This window comes from Natronococcus sp. A-GB1 (genome assembly GCF_029688845.1).
In the GTDB taxonomy this organism is placed as follows: Archaea; Halobacteriota; Halobacteria; order Halobacteriales; family Natrialbaceae; genus Natronococcus.
Genome location: NZ_JARUKW010000025.1, coordinates 29,617 through 45,487 on the forward strand (window position 1 = coordinate 29,617; position 15,871 = coordinate 45,487).

The window sequence follows — 15,871 nt, forward strand, 5'->3', positions numbered from 1 at the left end:
GTGCCGACGGCCGTTTCGGACTCGAGTTGACGGTGGGTCCGTCGGTACACCGTCTGAAGCTGCATCCGCGCTTTTCGAGCACTCGCTTCCGGTTGACCGAGCGGGAGGGGCGGTCGGCGTCCTGTGAGCCGCGATGACATACAACTGGTTTTAGCAGACATAGATAACTGTTTCCTTCAGGTAGGCCCACTGGCAGGGGTATGCTCCTGAGTGCGGGTGTACTCGGCGATGGAAAGCGAAGCGCGATGAGTGACTTGGACGACCAACGCGGCGGCGGTCGTGTGACCGAACCGATAACGTCGACAGACAGCAACACGGTCGGCGTCACTGCCAGTTGTAAAGTCCGGGTTTCGCACCGAGATCTCGAGACAGGGCCTCTCTCACTGAACCTCGTGGTGCCCAGTGGTGGAATTCCGGCTACGCCGCTGGCCGCCGTCCCCGACCGCACTGGACCGAGCGACTGGCTTTCCGAACGACAGCCACCCAGTTCACAGCGGTAGCCGAGGGCGTCCGTCAGACCAGTAGCGCGACCGCTCCGCCCCCGACGATCGCCACCCCACCCAGTCCGAAACAGACCGCCGAGAAGGGGACTCGCTCGACGAGGCGCATGAGCGTCGCGATCGTCACGTAGCCGACGGCGGCGCTTACGACGAGGGCCGTGATCGCCGGGCCGAGCTCGATCCCCGGAAGCCCGCCGGCTCCCACCATCGTGAGTGCGGCCGCGCCCAGACTCGCCGGAATCGAGAGGAGAAACGAGAGCCGGAAGGCACTGGGTGGCTCGTAGCTTCGGAACAGGAGCACGCTCGTCGTGACGCCGGAGCGGGAGATCCCCGGCAGGATCGCAACCCCTTGGGTCGCCCCAACCAGCATCGAATCCAGGAGGGTCGGCCGCTCACGACCCCCCATCGACACTGATTCTGCCGAGCGCTGGAGCAAGCCCGTGAGTATCAACAGCACGCCGATCGCGGCGATGAAGACGCCACCGGACACCTGGCCGGCCAGATCGACCGCAAAGATGTACAGCGGGATGCCGACGATACCGGTCATCAGACACGCAACGAGGATGTAGGAGGTGATCGCGTTCTCGCCGGTGTACGCCGTCCCAGGCTGCCAGTCGGGGAGCGTCCGGAAGACGGTCATGATGTCGTCCCGGTAGTACGTGGCCGCGGAGATCGTCGTCCCCACCTGGAAGAACAATGCGAGCTGGACTGCGATCTCGGGATCGACCTGCAGTATCGTCAGCACCATCGATAGATTCCCCTGGCTCGAGACCGGCAGCCACTCGACGATTCCCTGGACGATGCCGGCGATGATCGCGATAAGATAGTCAAGCATTGCTACGTGTTGTCGCTCCGTTTCGACTGGGAGTATATTTGTATTTACATCCCGACTGACGATCGGATCACCCGCAGCTCGGTCAGTGGTGCTTGCGCTTCCGATGCATCGACGCGCATACTCAGCGCATCTCGTCGTCACTCGAGTCAATTATGAGGACAGTATGATTGCGAAAGAAGATTTTTGAGGGAGTACGCGAAACGCTGGGTATGGTCAACGAGCGCGAGTCCCAAGGCGACGACACTGGCGTCGAAATTCTGGCGGACGAGGGCGACTCCGGGCAGTTCGGGGAAACGATGGAGTACCTCGACCAACGACAGGAGGCGACCGAGGCGGCGGAGCAAATCGATCGCCTGATCGCAGTCCTCCGGATGAGGGGACTCGTCTCGAAAGCCGAGGCCGAGTACATCAAGACCGGGCAGCTGGACAAGGAGGCGTTCTTCGACGATATCACGTTCGAGGAGATGGAGCCCTTCCTGCTCGAGATGAAAGAACAAGGAAAGTACACGGAGGACGACATCGGCCAATGGAAAGGGTTTCTGGGAGCCGAATAGGTTCACCGAGCGGTCAGTGGCCCGGAACGACATAGCTCAGGCCATGACTCGACTGCACCGTGTCGGCGCGCTCCCGTCCTGACACTCCGGCCCGACGGAGCCTGACTCCCCTCGGAGGGGCGAACTTCTACGACGCACTGCCCCGGTTTCGACGGCGGTCGTGAGTTGACCCCGTCAGGAGGAATCGAATCCAATGCGATGCCGGCGTGTCTATTCGTTCACAGAGCCGCCGCCCGCTGGCGATGGGGCCGATCACCTTCCGTCCGTCGACGGACAGCGTTCGAAGCGGGAACTTCTTTCTAATACGGATTTGCTATTCATACAGTGGAATTAGTATCCCAAAAGTATATATTACGTCTCCTAAAACGATAGGAAAGTGACGACACCTTGGTAGCTGTCCTCTCCGAGGGAGCGCGACTCCTCTTTCCGGTGGTGTACGTACTGTTTTTCCTGGGCACGCTCGGGATCCTCGCGCTTGCTCGCCGCCGATACGCTCGAGAGGTCTGGCTCGCGGGGTTCTTTACGACGCTGCTGGCGGTCACGCTGGTGGGCATGCCGCTGTTGCCGGTCGTCGACATGCATAAGTTCGCCCAGCCGTCCGAGGAGGAAGAAACCTACTACGAGATTCGGATGGTTGACGCGTCGGGCGAGGAGCTCAGGTTCGACGACCGTGCGACGCCGCCGGTGACGGGGACGCGAACGTCGACGGTCGGCGGGCAACTAGCCGACGAGTACACCGACGACCAGCGCCTCGAGATGGGTGAGTTCTACCTCGAAAACGCCAGGGAACACCGCCAGACGGTTGAGGCCGGCGAGCGGTCGGTGACCGACCGGCTCCAGCCGCCGCGGTATGTCGACGACCGGGCCTGGACCGCCGCCGAACTCGAGGAGTACGAGGCGTTCGAGGCGATCCGGATCTACGAGCACACGGTGGTTTACAGCGACGACAACACGGCGATCGACTCGACCGAGGAGCGACCCCGGGTGACGATCGATCCGACCGACGGCACGGTTACCGAACACGAGGAGAGCCGATGAGCGCGTTCGTCAACTACGTCGCCGACGACGGCCGCGCCTCGCCGCTCAACCTCGCCGTCGTCCGCGTGTTGCTCGGGACGTACGTCATCTGGCGTGTGCTCTCACTCGAGTGGGCGGCCTACGGCGAGTGGCCGGACTTCCACGTCGACGAGACGATCGGCTTTCTCCACCAGGATCTCTTCTTCGCGCTGTTGCCCTACCAGCAGTGGGTCGTTGCCGGGTTACTACTCTCGTTTATCGTCGGCTACCGGACCCGCTGGACCGGTGGCCTCGCGAGTCTCCTGTTGATGCATATGCTGTCGGTCAAGGCAACGATCTACCTTGCGGGGACTGTCGAGTCGCTGTTCGTCTGTGCGTATCTGCTTCTCCTCTTTGCGTTGTTCGCCGAGGACGACCCGCTGTCGGTCGACGGCTTTCGCCGGACGGACGAGCGCTCGCTCACGGAGCTGAACGCCGTCCTGACCGAGGGGACCGACCGGGTTTACCGGCTGCGTGCGCTCAAGTGGGGGCTACTCGCGGTCGCGATCATCTACGTCGGGTCGGCCTGGGGGAAGGCGCTGAACGGCCCGCTCGAGATCTGGCTCTCGGGTGCCGAACTCCAGCGGGACATCCTCTTTTATGGCGAGCTGACCGGTATCGACCGAGCGCTCGGCGCCCCGCTCGTCGAACACGAGTGGCTCGCCTGGGTCGGGTTCGTCGGGACCGCGCTGGTTCAGGTCTCGCTGTTCGCTGCCGTCGTGCTCGGCGTCTCGGTGACGCTTCCGATCCTCGGGATACTCGGCTTTCACGTCTCGGTGATCCTCACGCTGGGGCTGTACTTCATCGACATGCTCCTCGTCCTCTCGCTGTTTGCCGCCTGGGACGGGGCCTACCGGCGGCTTGTTTCGGCCACCGACGAGCCGGTTCGGGTGGGCTACGACGACCACTGGTCGGGCTGTGTGCGGGCGCTCGTCGTCCTGGCTCATCTCGACGTCACCGACTCGGTGGAGTTCGTCCCACAGTCGGATGCGCCGCCAGCCCTGACGGACCGGGAGAAGGGACTAGTGCTCGTTCGGGACGGAACGGGCTACCGTGGCTACGAGGCGGGTCGCCAGCTGCTGAGCCAGTTTCGGTTGTGTGCCCCACTGGCGGTCGCGATGGCGATACCGCCAGTCAGAGCGCTGGGAACGCGACTCTATGCGGCGGCGGTCCCCGCCCGGACTCGCTCCCTCGGCAGCGAGACCGACTGACGTTCCCGGATACGCCAGTCGGGGCCTGGACTCGGTCCTGTACGTATGAGGCGGATATAGGCCGCCCAAATCAGGTGGAGGCGACGCATCAGGTCCCGTCTCGTCGGCGAAACCCGGCGAACGCCGCGAGGGACGCGGGCTCGTCGCTGCTCCGACCGGCAAGGAACGTGTTCGTTGCGGCCGACCACTACGGCGACCGACCGACTGGAGCGTCGCCGATCGCTCGGGTTCTCGGAGATCCGTGCAGGAGGCCAGCACTGGGGACTCGAGGCGCCGACGGGTGACATGCGTTCGAGAACACCCCCGTGGGCGAGCACCACTGCCAGTGCCGCCGACGGCGTATGAGAGGACGAGGGCGCGTTGCTAAAGCGGGTGCGGGCGCCCTCTCTGGGTCTTCCCATCAGCAGCCGGCCAACCGAGAGCCGCTCCGATGAGCGCTCACGACCGGGAATCTGCCTGCCGGGCATAAAGGCACTGGTCGGTCCGTCAGACGTACATCTATTTATATCATCTCGATATCTCTCCGGTTGGAATATGTCAGAGAACTCGTTAAATCGACGACGATTTGTAACGATCGCTGGAACCGGTGCTGCAGTCGCCCTCGCCGGGTGTGGCGATGAGGAGGAAGAGGAGCCGGAGGACGACCCTGACGAGAACGGTCTCGACGAGAACGGTGACGACGACCTCGAGGAGGATGACGATCTCGCGGAGGACGACGAGGACGACCTCGATGACGACGAAGACGATGACCTCGACGAGAACGGCGACGACGAGGACGAAGAGGAGGATGACGAGCTCGACGACGAGGACGAGGAGCTCGATGACGAGGACGAGGAGAATGGGCTCGAGGAGGACGACGAGCTCGACGAGAACGGCGACGATGACCTCGAAGACGACGAGGACGAAGCCCTCGACGAGAACGGCGACGATGACCTCGAAGACGACGAGGACGAAGCCCTCGACGAGAACGGCGACGACGCCTTCGACGACGAGGACGAATAACCACTAGAGCCCCCCTCACTGTACGGCCGCCGTGTTAGGGGGCCACGCGGCTGCAGATTTCTGACGGTGTAACCAGGAAGCTTCTTGAGTCGAGACGGGAGTCGGTCCAGCCAGAGCGACCACTGGAGAGCAGCGCCCCGCTCACCACACAACGAGTTATCCCGACGAACAGACCGCGGACCCGAGGAGTGGCTGGCGAGTGCGCTCTCTGCGGTGGTTCGTCATGCCCAGTTGCGAGCGGGCCGAGACACAACGCAGCGGCTGATCAACCGAGGCGGTGTCGGGTCGAACACGGCGGTATCGGGTCGTCGACACTCTCGCTCAGTATTGCAGCGATGGGATGAGGGAAGGAAGCGCGCAGTGGATCGGTCCATCGCACGCCACCCGTATCTTTCAGCCCCAGTCGTTTAAAATTCACTATTTCTCACAAGGATGGTGCGGGCACCGCGACACTCGGGGTGAACCAGACAAGGGAGTGGCGCCGGGGGACGGCCAGGTGTGGGGAGGTCGTCGACGCCGTTCCACCCGACGAGAGCCCGGTCGTCGGCCCGGTCCGCTCGAGCCGGCCCGGCACGGCCGACTTGGTGGGTGAACTGCACTCGAGCAGTTACTTCTCGAGACCGGTCGCTGTCGTGGGTCGAGCAATCGGAACCTCATCGGCGCTGTCATCGACGACGTTATTCGTGTCGATCGTCGACCGTTCAACTGGACGGGGATGGGCTCCTATCCGATCTCCCGTCCAGGCTGCCGCCTCTCCGGGTGGTAGCGTTTTCAGCAAGCGATCAGTATCTGTAGTGGCATCTCGATCGTACAGACGACCGACCATTCCGCGGTTCGTAGGGCAATTCCGATCTGCCCCGGCGTCTTCGTTTGGCCCGGCGTTTGAACCCTCACAGGAGTTGGAAGCCAGTTCGCCGTGGTCCAGCCCGGTGGGCGTCTTTCTGTCTCCCGATCGGACTTGGCTTTCAATCCGGGCTCCGTCTAGGTAGCACCGTTTGAGGAACGAGGCAGATTGTGATGTTGGCTTGAAGCGGAAGCTGACAGAGCTACTTAAAGAGTCTTACGCAGCGGGTTTAAAGAACGTCAGGGAGGTGAAAAGCAATGAGGTCCGTCGGTGCGGGTATGACTGACTCCTAGATCGGCCGTTGATGGTGTAGTGTTCTCTATTAAATACGAATTTGCTTGACTGTGCCTTTGAACTCTAAATTCAAAATGGCATCAGCAATACGAATGTCTCCCAATACGCTTTGGGACTAGGATTATCGGACAGTACGATAGATATGAGTTATGCACAGACGAACTATTCTAACCGGGTCTGGTGCTGTGGTTTCTGCAACTCTTGCCGGGTGCTCTCAATCACCTGCTGACGATGAGTCGGACGCTGAGGAAACAGGTGATGACGAAGATAACGAGTCTGCCGACGATTCTGGAGGGGGACTCGAGAGTGATGAGGAAGATGAGGAAGAGTCAGATGACGAATCTGCAGCTGAAGAAGAGGAACCCGAAGAATCTGGAGAGGACGAGGAACAACCCCAGGAGGTAGAAGAAGACGAACCCGAAGAAGATGAGCCCGAGGAAGGAGACGAGAGAGAAGAAGACGACGAGGAGCCCGCTTCCGAGGAAGGGGGTGAAGACTCTGAGGAACAACTGGAAGAGTCTGAGACCGAAGAAGATGAGGACGCTGCGTCAGAGAACCAAGAGGAAGAACCCGACGAGACAGAAGACGAGGAGTCGGAAACGGAGGACCCAACCGAAGAACCTGAAGAGCCCGAGGAGGAGCCAGAGGACCAAGACGAAGAACCCGAAGAGGCGTCCGAACCAGAAGAGCAGGACGAAGAAGACGAGGAACCTGAAGAAACAGGCGACGGAGAGGAGGCCCAAGACGAAGAGTCCGAAGAGGCGTCCGAACCAGAAGCCCAGGACGAAGGAGACGAGGACTCTGAAGAGACGGACGAGGAAGAGGAGCCCCAAGACGGGGAGGAAGCAGACGAGGGAGAGGAGACCCAAGACGAGGAGGAATCAGAAGAGGAGACCGAGTCGGAAGACCAGGACGAAGAAGACGAGGAGCCTGAAGAAACAGACGACGAAGAGGAGACCCAAGACGAGGAGGAATCAGAAGAGGAGTCCGAGTCGGAAGAACAGGACGAAGAAGACGAGGAACCTGAAGAGGATAGTGACGAGAGTGGGGACGACAGTGATGAGGACACGGATGAGGACGGGGCGGATGACTCCGATGAGGGCGAGGAAGGAGACACGGGCTCGGATGAAGACGGCGACGAGGAGAGCGAGGACGACGACTCCGCTGAAGAGACCGGTAATGGAGTCTCGCCCGAAGACATGGAGGGACAGATCCAGTACGCCGATGCGGAGGACGAGGAGGTGCTTGAGGTTACCGACCACGGGATAGAGTGGGCCGATTCCGATGTACAAAACGATTGTCTGATTAACTATTCGCTTGAAAATGTGTCCGACTCCCAAGAGATGAATGTTCACTACGCAGGGGAACTGCTGGATGAAAACGGCGGAGTGGTTAGTAACATGGATGATATGGTGTTTTTGGAGCCTGGTGAGGCTTCAAGTGGCCATCTTGAAGCATACGGATGCGATGAGGCAGCTGATTACCGGATTTCGCTCAGCATCGCCCACCGCAGTGACGTATCCGGTTAGAACGAATCTGACCGATACGACTAATGGGGTTACTTATCGGATTACCGAGAGCACCCGTGTGCTTTCAATTCAACACACGCTCAGATACCCACTCATGTTCTCCACTGCGTGAGATCACCTCTGTCCACTCGATACATGCCTACGGACTGCGGTTTCGCTATCCGTCTGTGTATGACAATTGCAGGACCTGAACAGAGGAGATGACAGGCAAGTAACCTATACACTGTGGCTGACTGATAGGCGATCAGACGTGTCGGAGGCGGCAATTGGTGCAGGAAGTGTCACGGGAGACACGTCGCTACCTCCGACGTCCCCCGACTTTCTGCTTACACTACTAATAATTTCCCAATATAGAATACTAGCAACAAATCACCAGTCCGCCGACGGGCTACGCGCCGATCGAGTGGCGAAGACCAGTTCGTGGCTGAGGGCGTCGACCATGTCGTGGCACTCGTTGATCACGTCGAGCCCACCGTCCTCGTCGTCGACGCAGAACACGTTATGATGCCCGCCTACTGGGTTGCTCTCGACATGTCAGACTCGAACTCGAGATTCGCTCCGACACCGGTGTCCCGCTGCTCTAGGCGGCCGTCGTCGATGAGCCGACCGAGACGCTCGGAAACTCGCTCTGTCTGACGCTCGACTCAGGTGGTCCGGCCGAGAGCTGAGCGTCACCGCTGTGGACCGAACCGTCGGGACGAACGCTCAAGGCCGACCACCTGTGCGAGCGCTGTACTGAACGGATCGAAGCGCACCACCCGTCTCGCGGCGTTGCTCAACACTCGCTCGGGGAGTGGGCTTCCTAGTTCCTCCACCCCGCATGCAAAGTGAAAACACACCTTCAACTCCTCTCCGAAAGGCCGACGTCGTCGGTGTCTGATCGCGGCCGTCTGACCGAGAGTAACGCCGTCGAGACCGACGGGTGTCCGTCCCCCGGCTGCTCGAAGTCAGTACTGGTGGTGGTACAACAACCAACCAGACCCCCTACAAAGAGGGCCACACGCCGTCGAATGCCGGGGAATGCGAAGGCCAGAGGGTGAGTATGGCCTTCGTGACGTCCACGAGATCGCGTCGGTGTGAGGTTGGTGGGTAGGGAGACCAACCTGTCATGTCCTGAAGGGATCAGGCAGGCCAGTAGTACTCCCCAAGGGTGCTAATGGGATAGTCGGATCTACCAGCCATGTAGCCATCTCAGTCTCACTGACTACTACGTTACTATAGCATGAATGGAGGAGCATATCGGTGCAGATCACGGTTTTTTGATGGTCTCGCCAGTATCACCTTCTTCCCGACCGCCTCTCGAGCAGGAGAGGAACGGACACGGGAGGTGACTGAGCTGAGTGTAGACGGTATTGATATCGTCTCAGTCCGATTCACCCTTGATTTCACCCGACTTCTCGGAGGGAGGACTGTCGTCCGTCTGCGCGGCATGTGTCCCATAGGGTAAGAGTCGGCAGAAGTCAGAGATAACGGCGAGCGGGAGTAGAGCGATTATGATGGCGTACGTAATGCCGAGCAAGAGGATCCCCAACCTACGTTGAGCTAAGAACTCACGGGATATGAAAGAATGGCGGGCGGCATCGGTCAACTTTACTGTTTCTTGGAACATGGCCCCTTCCTTGCTCATTGTCGACCCTCACCACTGCACAGGTGAGCTATCTACTATAAATACAGTAGTTTTAGGTCCCTACACACAGTCCCTTGGTACGGTGTCCCAACCCTCCCGAACGCGGACGAGACTCCCGCGAGCGCCCGGTTACAGTGCTCAGTGAGAACGACCCGGAGGCTGAGGGGGACGGGCTGGGTTCACGGGGACTGGTGACTCTGTACTGTCGGCACACGGCGGTTGATCTCATGGGTATCAAACGGTTTGGCGGGGGTATGGCTTTCCCAGGCGCAGGGGAACAGACAGGGGGAAAGCCGATGGTCAGAGAGAGTACTCCAACGGTACCCCACCCCCTCAGCCCATCGCGACCACCGATGTGGACCGGAACTGGTGATGTCGGGACCACTTTCTCTGCGACACGACCGAGCACGTAGCGCTCGAAGCCCGTCTTGTCGCGGGTCCCCATCACGATTCGATCGAGATGGTTTCCCAAGCGTACGTACTGAAGCGCTTCTGACCGCCGTGCACCGATTTCGGTCTCGACCGGGTACGAACGTATTCGTCCGAAACCTGCCGAGCGGCTACTTGAGGACGAACTCGAATTCAATGCCGCAAGATACGAACTACGGTTGGAGTGCGGAAGCGGTTCAGCAAGGAGCACACCTCCTGAACGAATTCTGCTCGCATGGAGCGTGCGCAGGGTCACTGAGTCCGATCACTCATGTTGCCTTGACTGAGAGCTCCGAGACCGATAGCAACACCAGCAGCGACAACGATCCCCCAAAGCCCAATGAGCACGGTTCGGCGAGTTACTCTCATTTCGTTCCCATTATCATTTCGTCTCACTGTGTCCTGGAAGTAACCGGGCTGTCCTCGCTCAACTGGACGAACAGCCTGGCCATCTCCTTGACGCAGGCACCGACGATATCGGCAGGCCTGCGACTGTCCGCGAGACAGGGTCGAACACCTAATGGCCGCAGTTCGTCTGTGCGGCTACGGCCCGCTGTACGTACTGACGCCACTCGCTCGGAGGAGCGAGCGATCACTGCCAGTGGTCTGGGGTCGGTGCTCGACAGGCGTCGCGTCGATCAGGTCACCAAATCTACCCATCTACCTCTATACTAGTAAACATCTCACATAAATCTAGTGTGACTTTGAGTTAAGTGCGGATGCGCATTTGATATTTCGATGATGTGTATCTCTCTACGGCGACTGCCGCCGAACTAGGGGAGTGCCCTACTCAGACGGACAGCCGTGATACCTCGTCCAGGATGCGGACGGGTAGCTCACCCTCGTTACGGCCGATTGGGGATGAGTTGTTCCTGTGGAAAGACTCCTCTGCGACCGCCGTCGACCGGCTCGATGCCCTCGCAGTTCGTGACCGCATCGAGTCCCGATCGGCGGCCCTCGAGGGCCAGGCCAGCAGCGAGATTCCGACCGGAACAACGACGGGAGACGTCCGTGTCGTAGCCAGTATGGCACACACCGTCGGTGAGCTTCGAAACGCAATCAGGGAAGCGGTCGGTCGGTTTGAACGGGAGGGCTCGCCAGCGTTCACGAAAGAGGCCCTCGCCGCAGTCTGTGATACGGTGGGGTATGAAGACCCTATTGCGGGAGTGTTATTGGCCCACAGGATCAACCATGCAGAGCCATGGCTACCGAAGCGACGTTTACACTTCCGCCGGATGAGTTCCCATTGGGGTGCGTGTTCGAACGATTTCCGGAGGTGTCTATCCATCTGGAGCAGGTGATTCCCGCAGGTGAGGTGGTGGTTCCCTACTTCTGGGTGAAAGGAACCACAGCAGAAGTCATCGAAGATGAATTCACCGGCCAACCGGGTCTACAGTCCATACGACAGATGGACGCCGTTCAAGAGCAGCGTCTGTTGCGCGCCGAGTGGGAACAGGCCTATTCGGGCATAATGCAGGCGCTGATAGATTCGGCGGTCGTCCTGATCAACGGTAACGGCACCAACGAGCAGTGGACGTTTGAGATTCGTGGCAACGATCGAAGCGAGATCGCTGACTTCCATCAACGGTGTCAGCAGTTAGATGTCCAGTTCGAACTCACGGCGCTTCACGCGCTGACCCCGCTTAATTCCGCGACCGAAAAGGCACTGACTGAAACCCAACAGGAGGCATTGATGCTCGCGTACAAGCACGGATACTATCGGACACCACGCGAAATCACCTTGGAAGAACTCGCTGTCGAACTCGGCATCACCCAACAGGCTGTTGCGTCCCGACTCCGGCGCGGAATCAATCAAATCCTCGGAGAGACACTGCACGAATTAGAGCCGAAGAACGAGTGAGCACGTATAAGCGCATTGAATGCGAAAAACCAAGTCTCAACCCGGCCCGTCATCTGATCTTCAGTAATGAGCGACGACTTCGATCTCGTACTCGACCTCTGTCAAGACAAACATCGGCGCATCATCCTCGGGGTACTCGCCACGGAACGACGGCCGTTGACACTCAACGACCTCACGAAGACGGTGCTCAAACACAACCATCAGATGCCACTGACGGAAATCTCCGAGGAAGCGCTCACACCCATTCGCGTATCGATGCATCACCAGCACATCCCTCGGTTAACAGCGGCAGAGATCATCAGGTACGATCCGAAGCGCCGGCTTGTTGAACCGACAGCAGAGTTTGAGCGAGTTGAACCCTATCTTTCAGTGATCCTCGAAGCGGATCCCGATCTGGAACCGCCCGTCGATCTATGACTGCTGAACCCACTCTCGCTATTCAGTAGGCTTCTCTTGACCGCTATCGGAGGAATTGATCGCGGTACCGTTCCCCACTTGCCCTGTCCCTATCGTTCGCCGGGTAGTCCCAGCGGGGGATACCGAACCGTGCTTCGACACAGCCGCCACCTGCTCGCGGTCGAGCTGTGCCCGGACAGCCGCATCCAGAGTGTGATGAGCGACGAGGCCGTGTTCTTCTTGCCGGAGGACGGGAAGAACACAGGGTGAGAGTCCCGGACCGGTAGCGGACGGTGTCGGTACCCATTGCACAGGAAGGGCAAGGCGAGCCCGGGAACCGTGGTCTGACAGCGTTGGGTACTGGCCGACGTTTCGTCGGGACCGCCGTCACTCCCGGGCGGCCGCTGGCCACCCGCGTCACCGACGCGTGCGATACGTTCATTACTGTCACACGGCTACCACTAGCACCTGCGATCGTATGAGCAAGTACGACGACCTCTTCGAGGCGACGGCGCCCGACGACAGCCCCTTCGCCGACAAGGCCGCCCCCGATCCCCTCGCCGACCCCCCGACGATCCACGCCCGCGACGACCAGGAACGCGAGCTGGCGACGATCTTGAACGGCGTCCAGGAGGGGTATCTCCCGCCGACGGTCTCGATCTACGGCCCGCCGAGCACCGGCAAGACCCTGACCACGAGGCGGGCCTGTCGGGAGTTCGCCGTCCGGACCGAGTCGATCGCCGTCGAGTACGTCAACCTCAAGGAGTGTCGCACGCTGTTCAGCGTGGCCAACGAGATCCTCGTCGAGCTCACCGGCACGAAACGGAAGGCCTACGAGGGGTTGAACGGTGTTTTCGAGGCGATCTGGACCGCCCTCGAGGCCTCTCCCGAGTGGACAGTGCTCGTCCTCGACGAGATCGACCACGTCCGACACGATTCGAACGACGATCCCAACGAGTTCTCTGCTAGGTAACCATCCCGAAGGAAACGCGCCCGCAGGCATGGCTCTCGGTTCGGCGGTCGAATCGTCGTCCGCCGCGCTGCCGAACTGTTTTACCCGTAGCGCTCGTTCGGCTACTTATGGGAGTGTATGCCGACGACGTGGCCGAATTCGCCCGCTCGGACGACGCCGGCGATGACGACCGCGAGCCACTCGGCGAGCGGCTTCGCGGACTGGCATCCGAACTCGACGTCGATTCCGTCGACGAAGTTCGGGGCCTTCGTGAACGGCGATGAGGCTGTTTCTCGATACGAACCTCTTTGTCGCTGCCGTCACCGATGAACCGGAGACTGGGGAGCTCGCAGCCGAGCTACTGAACACCGATCACAACTTGTTGACGTCGACGCTCAATCTGATGGAGCTGCGGACCGTCCTGACGAAAAAACAGCGTCTCGAACTATCCCGGGCGAACGCCATTCAGACGGAGATTACGCGGGACGTCTCCGTTGTCATCCCCGACGCCTCCGATATGATGGACGCAAACCGCCTCCAAAAGGAGACGTTACTGTATCCGCTCGATTGCCTGATTCTCGCGTGTGCACAGGGACACGATGCTGACCTCGTTTCCTTCGATTCCGAACTCCAAGCGGCTGGCGCCGTGTCCCCCGCAGACCGTATCGACTAATCGCCCCTGCTGCTGATCGGAGACCATCGCTTGTAGGACGGCGCTTCGGTCCGACGATCGCGTCTTCTCTGCCCCTGCACCCGATGCCGACTCCGATCTGGACTGCCGAGGCCTGTTCGAAGTACGATACCGGCAGCGACAATCACAGAAGCCGCGCTCGTAGCGGCGTTTGCGGACCACTCCGCAGGAGAGCCCGCGACGACCGCTGATGGACGCTTCCCGCGAAGCTACCCCTGAAGTAACCGGTTCTACGATCCAGGCGGGCCAACGGGCGGGCGATACGTTCATTGCTGACACCCCACTACCACCGATACTCGCGGTATGAGCAAGTACGACGACCTCTTCGACGCCACTGCACCTGACGACAGCCCCTTTGCCGACAAGGCCGCCCTCGACCCCCTCGCCGACCCGCCGACGATCCACGCCCGCGACGACCAGGAACGCGAGCTGGCGACGATTCTCAACGGCGTTCAGGAGGGGTATCTCCCGCCGACAGTGTCGATCTACGGCCCGCCGGGCACCGGCAAGACGCTGACCACGCGACGCGTCTGTCGGGAGTTCGCCGCCCGGCACGATCGTGTCGCCGTCGAGTACGTGAATCTCAAGGAGTGCCAGACGCTGTTCAGCGCGGCCAACGAGATCCTGGCCGCAGTCGGCGGGGAGAAACAGGGCGCCTACGCGGGGCTGGATGGCGTCTTCGAGGCGATCTGGGACGCCCTCGAGGCCTACCCCGAGTGGACCGTCCTTCTCCTCGACGAGATCGACCACGTCCAGTACGACGCGAACTACGACCCCAGCGACTTCTTCTATCGATTACTGCGCGGCGAGGGCCGCCTCCAGCGGGGAATCGACCTCTCGGTGTGGCTTGTCAGTAACGAGTTACTCGAGGTCGACCTTCGACTAGATAGCCGCGTCGAGAGCGCGATGAGCGACGAGGCCGTCTGCTTTCCGCCCTACGACGGGGAGGAATTGGAGGCGATCCTCGAGCCCCGCCTCGAACGGGCCTTTCGGGAGGGAGCGGTGCCCGACGGCGTACTCGCCGACGGCGTCCGCGAGGCCGCCCGGCGGTGGGGCGACGCCCGGAAGGCGCTCACCCTGTTTCGCCAGGCCGGCGAGTACGCCGCCGACGATGGCCGTCAGCGGCTGACGACCGAGTGTCTCGAGGCAACCCTCGAGACGACCGAGCGGGCGGCGATCATCGACAGGTTATGTAACCTGCCGGCCAACCACTTCGTGGTGCTGACCGGCATCACCGCCTGGAACGACGCGACCGGTCTCAAACAGCCCGTCTCGACAGGCGAGATTTACGACTACCTCCACCAGGACGGCTACCCCGAGGAGCTTCAGCTCGGGACGCGCACGATCCAGACCCTCGTCACCGACCTCGAGACGATGGGCCTCGTCGAGACCTGGATCGACTCCCGTGGTGACAGTGGTCGGGTCAAGCAGATCGAAACGACGTTCGAACCGCGCTGGGTCCGCGAGGCGATAGACCCGTACGCCGCCGATTCAACGTATCTGGACACCGTTTTCGAGCGGTAGCCGTCCGTGAATCCGGTCGACAGGGGCTGAAATGACACCTCATACGTTTCATATGCGGGCCGGCATCGGAACGGAACCGGTTTCGCTGCGCTTCCCGGCAATTTATACCGGAAGGTCCCCAACGCCTCCACAGCAGTCGTCGTGCCAACACATCACGAGAGCGGTAAACTGCCGGCCGACACCGGTCAGGTGCCCGAGGTGGTATCGACGACGCGCACCCAGTATGAGAACCGAAACCGATTTCGAGCCAAGCCGCACTGACCGCGAGCAGATCCTCGAGATCCTCGCCGAAACGATCGACGAGATGCAGGAGCGGATCGATCCCCCGGCGGCCGACTCGCCCGAGGAGCAAGAGCTTCAGATCAAGTGGATCCGCGCGCAGGGGTATCTCGCCGGTCAGTACCGCAAGCTGTTGAAAGATGAGGACCTCGATGTCCTCGAAGAGGAGGTCGATCTGCTCAAGACGGTCTCCGGCCTCGAGAAGCGATGACCAAACGCCGACTCGAACGCGATCTCGAGACGCTCGGCGACGAGGTGCTCGCCGAGCTTGATCCAATAGAACGCAA

General features: G+C 60.7%; 14 protein-coding genes and 1 pseudogene. 12 read left to right on the forward strand and 3 right to left on the reverse strand.

Annotated features, from left to right (window positions below):
- Nucleotides 1-513 precede the first annotated feature (513 nt).
- Complete coding sequence (locus tag QA600_RS20760) at nucleotides 514-1,335, reverse strand: undecaprenyl-diphosphate phosphatase (RefSeq protein WP_278293837.1); 822 nt, start codon at nucleotides 1,333-1,335, stop codon at nucleotides 514-516.
- 209 nt (nucleotides 1,336-1,544) lie between these two features.
- Here QA600_RS20760 and QA600_RS20765 point away from each other — a divergent pair, with 209 nt between their 5' ends.
- The 5 genes from QA600_RS20765 (at nucleotide 1,545) to QA600_RS20785 (ending at nucleotide 7,825) form a co-directional block, all read left to right on the forward strand.
- Nucleotides 1,545-1,889 (forward strand): hypothetical protein, encoded by a 345-nt coding sequence (locus QA600_RS20765; protein ID WP_278293838.1) that lies wholly within the window; start codon nucleotides 1,545-1,547, stop codon nucleotides 1,887-1,889.
- 387 nt (nucleotides 1,890-2,276) lie between these two features.
- Nucleotides 2,277-2,927 carry a hypothetical protein gene (locus tag QA600_RS20770; protein WP_278293839.1) on the forward strand — a complete coding sequence of 217 codons (651 nt, stop codon included), beginning with the start codon at nucleotides 2,277-2,279 and terminating at the stop codon, nucleotides 2,925-2,927.
- Nucleotides 2,924-4,156 carry a DUF393 domain-containing protein gene (locus QA600_RS20775; RefSeq protein ID WP_278293840.1) on the forward strand — a complete coding sequence of 411 codons (1,233 nt, stop codon included), beginning with the start codon at nucleotides 2,924-2,926 and terminating at the stop codon, nucleotides 4,154-4,156. The genes QA600_RS20770 and QA600_RS20775 overlap by 4 nt, the downstream gene beginning before the upstream one ends.
- Nucleotides 4,157-4,690: 534 nt before the next feature.
- Nucleotides 4,691-5,158 carry a hypothetical protein gene (locus QA600_RS20780; protein ID WP_278293841.1) on the forward strand — a complete coding sequence of 156 codons (468 nt, stop codon included), beginning with the start codon at nucleotides 4,691-4,693 and terminating at the stop codon, nucleotides 5,156-5,158.
- A gap of 1,287 nt (nucleotides 5,159-6,445) precedes the next feature.
- On the forward strand, nucleotides 6,446-7,825 hold the full coding sequence (locus QA600_RS20785; RefSeq protein ID WP_278293842.1) for a hypothetical protein: 1,380 nt from the start codon (nucleotides 6,446-6,448) through the stop codon (nucleotides 7,823-7,825).
- 369 nt (nucleotides 7,826-8,194) lie between these two features.
- On the opposite strand, the gene QA600_RS20790 is transcribed toward QA600_RS20785, so the two are convergent.
- Both QA600_RS20790 and QA600_RS20795 read right to left on the reverse strand, forming a co-directional pair.
- Nucleotides 8,195-8,323 carry a hypothetical protein gene (locus QA600_RS20790; RefSeq protein WP_278293843.1) on the reverse strand — a complete coding sequence of 43 codons (129 nt, stop codon included), beginning with the start codon at nucleotides 8,321-8,323 and terminating at the stop codon, nucleotides 8,195-8,197.
- 1,181 nt (nucleotides 8,324-9,504) lie between these two features.
- Nucleotides 9,505-10,137: a universal stress protein gene (locus tag QA600_RS20795; RefSeq protein ID WP_345782044.1), complete on the reverse strand. Its 633-nt coding sequence runs from the start codon at nucleotides 10,135-10,137 to the stop codon at nucleotides 9,505-9,507.
- 945 nt (nucleotides 10,138-11,082) lie between these two features.
- Between QA600_RS20795 and QA600_RS20800 the strand changes: the two genes are divergently transcribed.
- The 7 genes and pseudogenes from QA600_RS20800 (at nucleotide 11,083) to QA600_RS20830 (ending at nucleotide 15,795) form a co-directional block, all read left to right on the forward strand.
- Nucleotides 11,083-11,742 carry a helix-turn-helix domain-containing protein gene (locus QA600_RS20800; RefSeq protein WP_278293845.1) on the forward strand — a complete coding sequence of 220 codons (660 nt, stop codon included), beginning with the start codon at nucleotides 11,083-11,085 and terminating at the stop codon, nucleotides 11,740-11,742.
- A gap of 66 nt (nucleotides 11,743-11,808) precedes the next feature.
- Nucleotides 11,809-12,159 (forward strand): hypothetical protein, encoded by a 351-nt coding sequence (locus QA600_RS20805; RefSeq protein ID WP_278293846.1) that lies wholly within the window; start codon nucleotides 11,809-11,811, stop codon nucleotides 12,157-12,159.
- Nucleotides 12,160-12,616: 457 nt separating this feature from the next.
- Nucleotides 12,617-13,099: pseudogene (locus tag QA600_RS20810) on the forward strand (AAA family ATPase); the annotation flags it as partial.
- A 119-nt stretch (nucleotides 13,100-13,218) separates the two neighbouring features.
- Nucleotides 13,219-13,374, forward strand: coding sequence for a hypothetical protein (locus QA600_RS20815; RefSeq protein ID WP_169331748.1), 156 nt, complete (start codon nucleotides 13,219-13,221; stop codon nucleotides 13,372-13,374).
- The gene (locus tag QA600_RS20820; RefSeq protein ID WP_278293847.1) at nucleotides 13,371-13,763 is read left to right on the forward strand and encodes a PIN domain-containing protein; all 393 of its coding nucleotides are present in this window, start codon (nucleotides 13,371-13,373) and stop codon (nucleotides 13,761-13,763) included. The genes QA600_RS20815 and QA600_RS20820 overlap by 4 nt, the downstream gene beginning before the upstream one ends.
- Before the next feature lie 321 nt (nucleotides 13,764-14,084).
- The gene (locus tag QA600_RS20825; protein WP_278293848.1) at nucleotides 14,085-15,305 is read left to right on the forward strand and encodes an AAA family ATPase; all 1,221 of its coding nucleotides are present in this window, start codon (nucleotides 14,085-14,087) and stop codon (nucleotides 15,303-15,305) included.
- Nucleotides 15,306-15,528: 223 nt separating this feature from the next.
- Nucleotides 15,529-15,795: a hypothetical protein gene (locus QA600_RS20830; RefSeq protein ID WP_278293849.1), complete on the forward strand. Its 267-nt coding sequence runs from the start codon at nucleotides 15,529-15,531 to the stop codon at nucleotides 15,793-15,795.
- Nucleotides 15,796-15,871: the final 76 nt, after the last annotated feature.

Coding starts and splice junctions, on each gene's coding strand:
- QA600_RS20760 (WP_278293837.1), bottom strand. CDS start 1,335: ATGCTTGACTATCTTATCGCGATCATCGCCGGCATCGTCCAGGGAATC.
- QA600_RS20765 (WP_278293838.1), top strand. CDS start 1,545: ATGGTCAACGAGCGCGAGTCCCAAGGCGACGACACTGGCGTCGAAATT.
- QA600_RS20775 (WP_278293840.1), top strand. CDS start 2,924: ATGAGCGCGTTCGTCAACTACGTCGCCGACGACGGCCGCGCCTCGCCG.
- QA600_RS20780 (WP_278293841.1), top strand. CDS start 4,691: ATGTCAGAGAACTCGTTAAATCGACGACGATTTGTAACGATCGCTGGA.
- QA600_RS20785 (WP_278293842.1), top strand. CDS start 6,446: ATGCACAGACGAACTATTCTAACCGGGTCTGGTGCTGTGGTTTCTGCA.
- QA600_RS20800 (WP_278293845.1), top strand. CDS start 11,083: ATGGCTACCGAAGCGACGTTTACACTTCCGCCGGATGAGTTCCCATTG.
- QA600_RS20805 (WP_278293846.1), top strand. CDS start 11,809: ATGAGCGACGACTTCGATCTCGTACTCGACCTCTGTCAAGACAAACAT.
- QA600_RS20815 (WP_169331748.1), top strand. CDS start 13,219: ATGGGAGTGTATGCCGACGACGTGGCCGAATTCGCCCGCTCGGACGAC.
- QA600_RS20820 (WP_278293847.1), top strand. CDS start 13,371: ATGAGGCTGTTTCTCGATACGAACCTCTTTGTCGCTGCCGTCACCGAT.
- QA600_RS20825 (WP_278293848.1), top strand. CDS start 14,085: ATGAGCAAGTACGACGACCTCTTCGACGCCACTGCACCTGACGACAGC.
- QA600_RS20830 (WP_278293849.1), top strand. CDS start 15,529: ATGAGAACCGAAACCGATTTCGAGCCAAGCCGCACTGACCGCGAGCAG.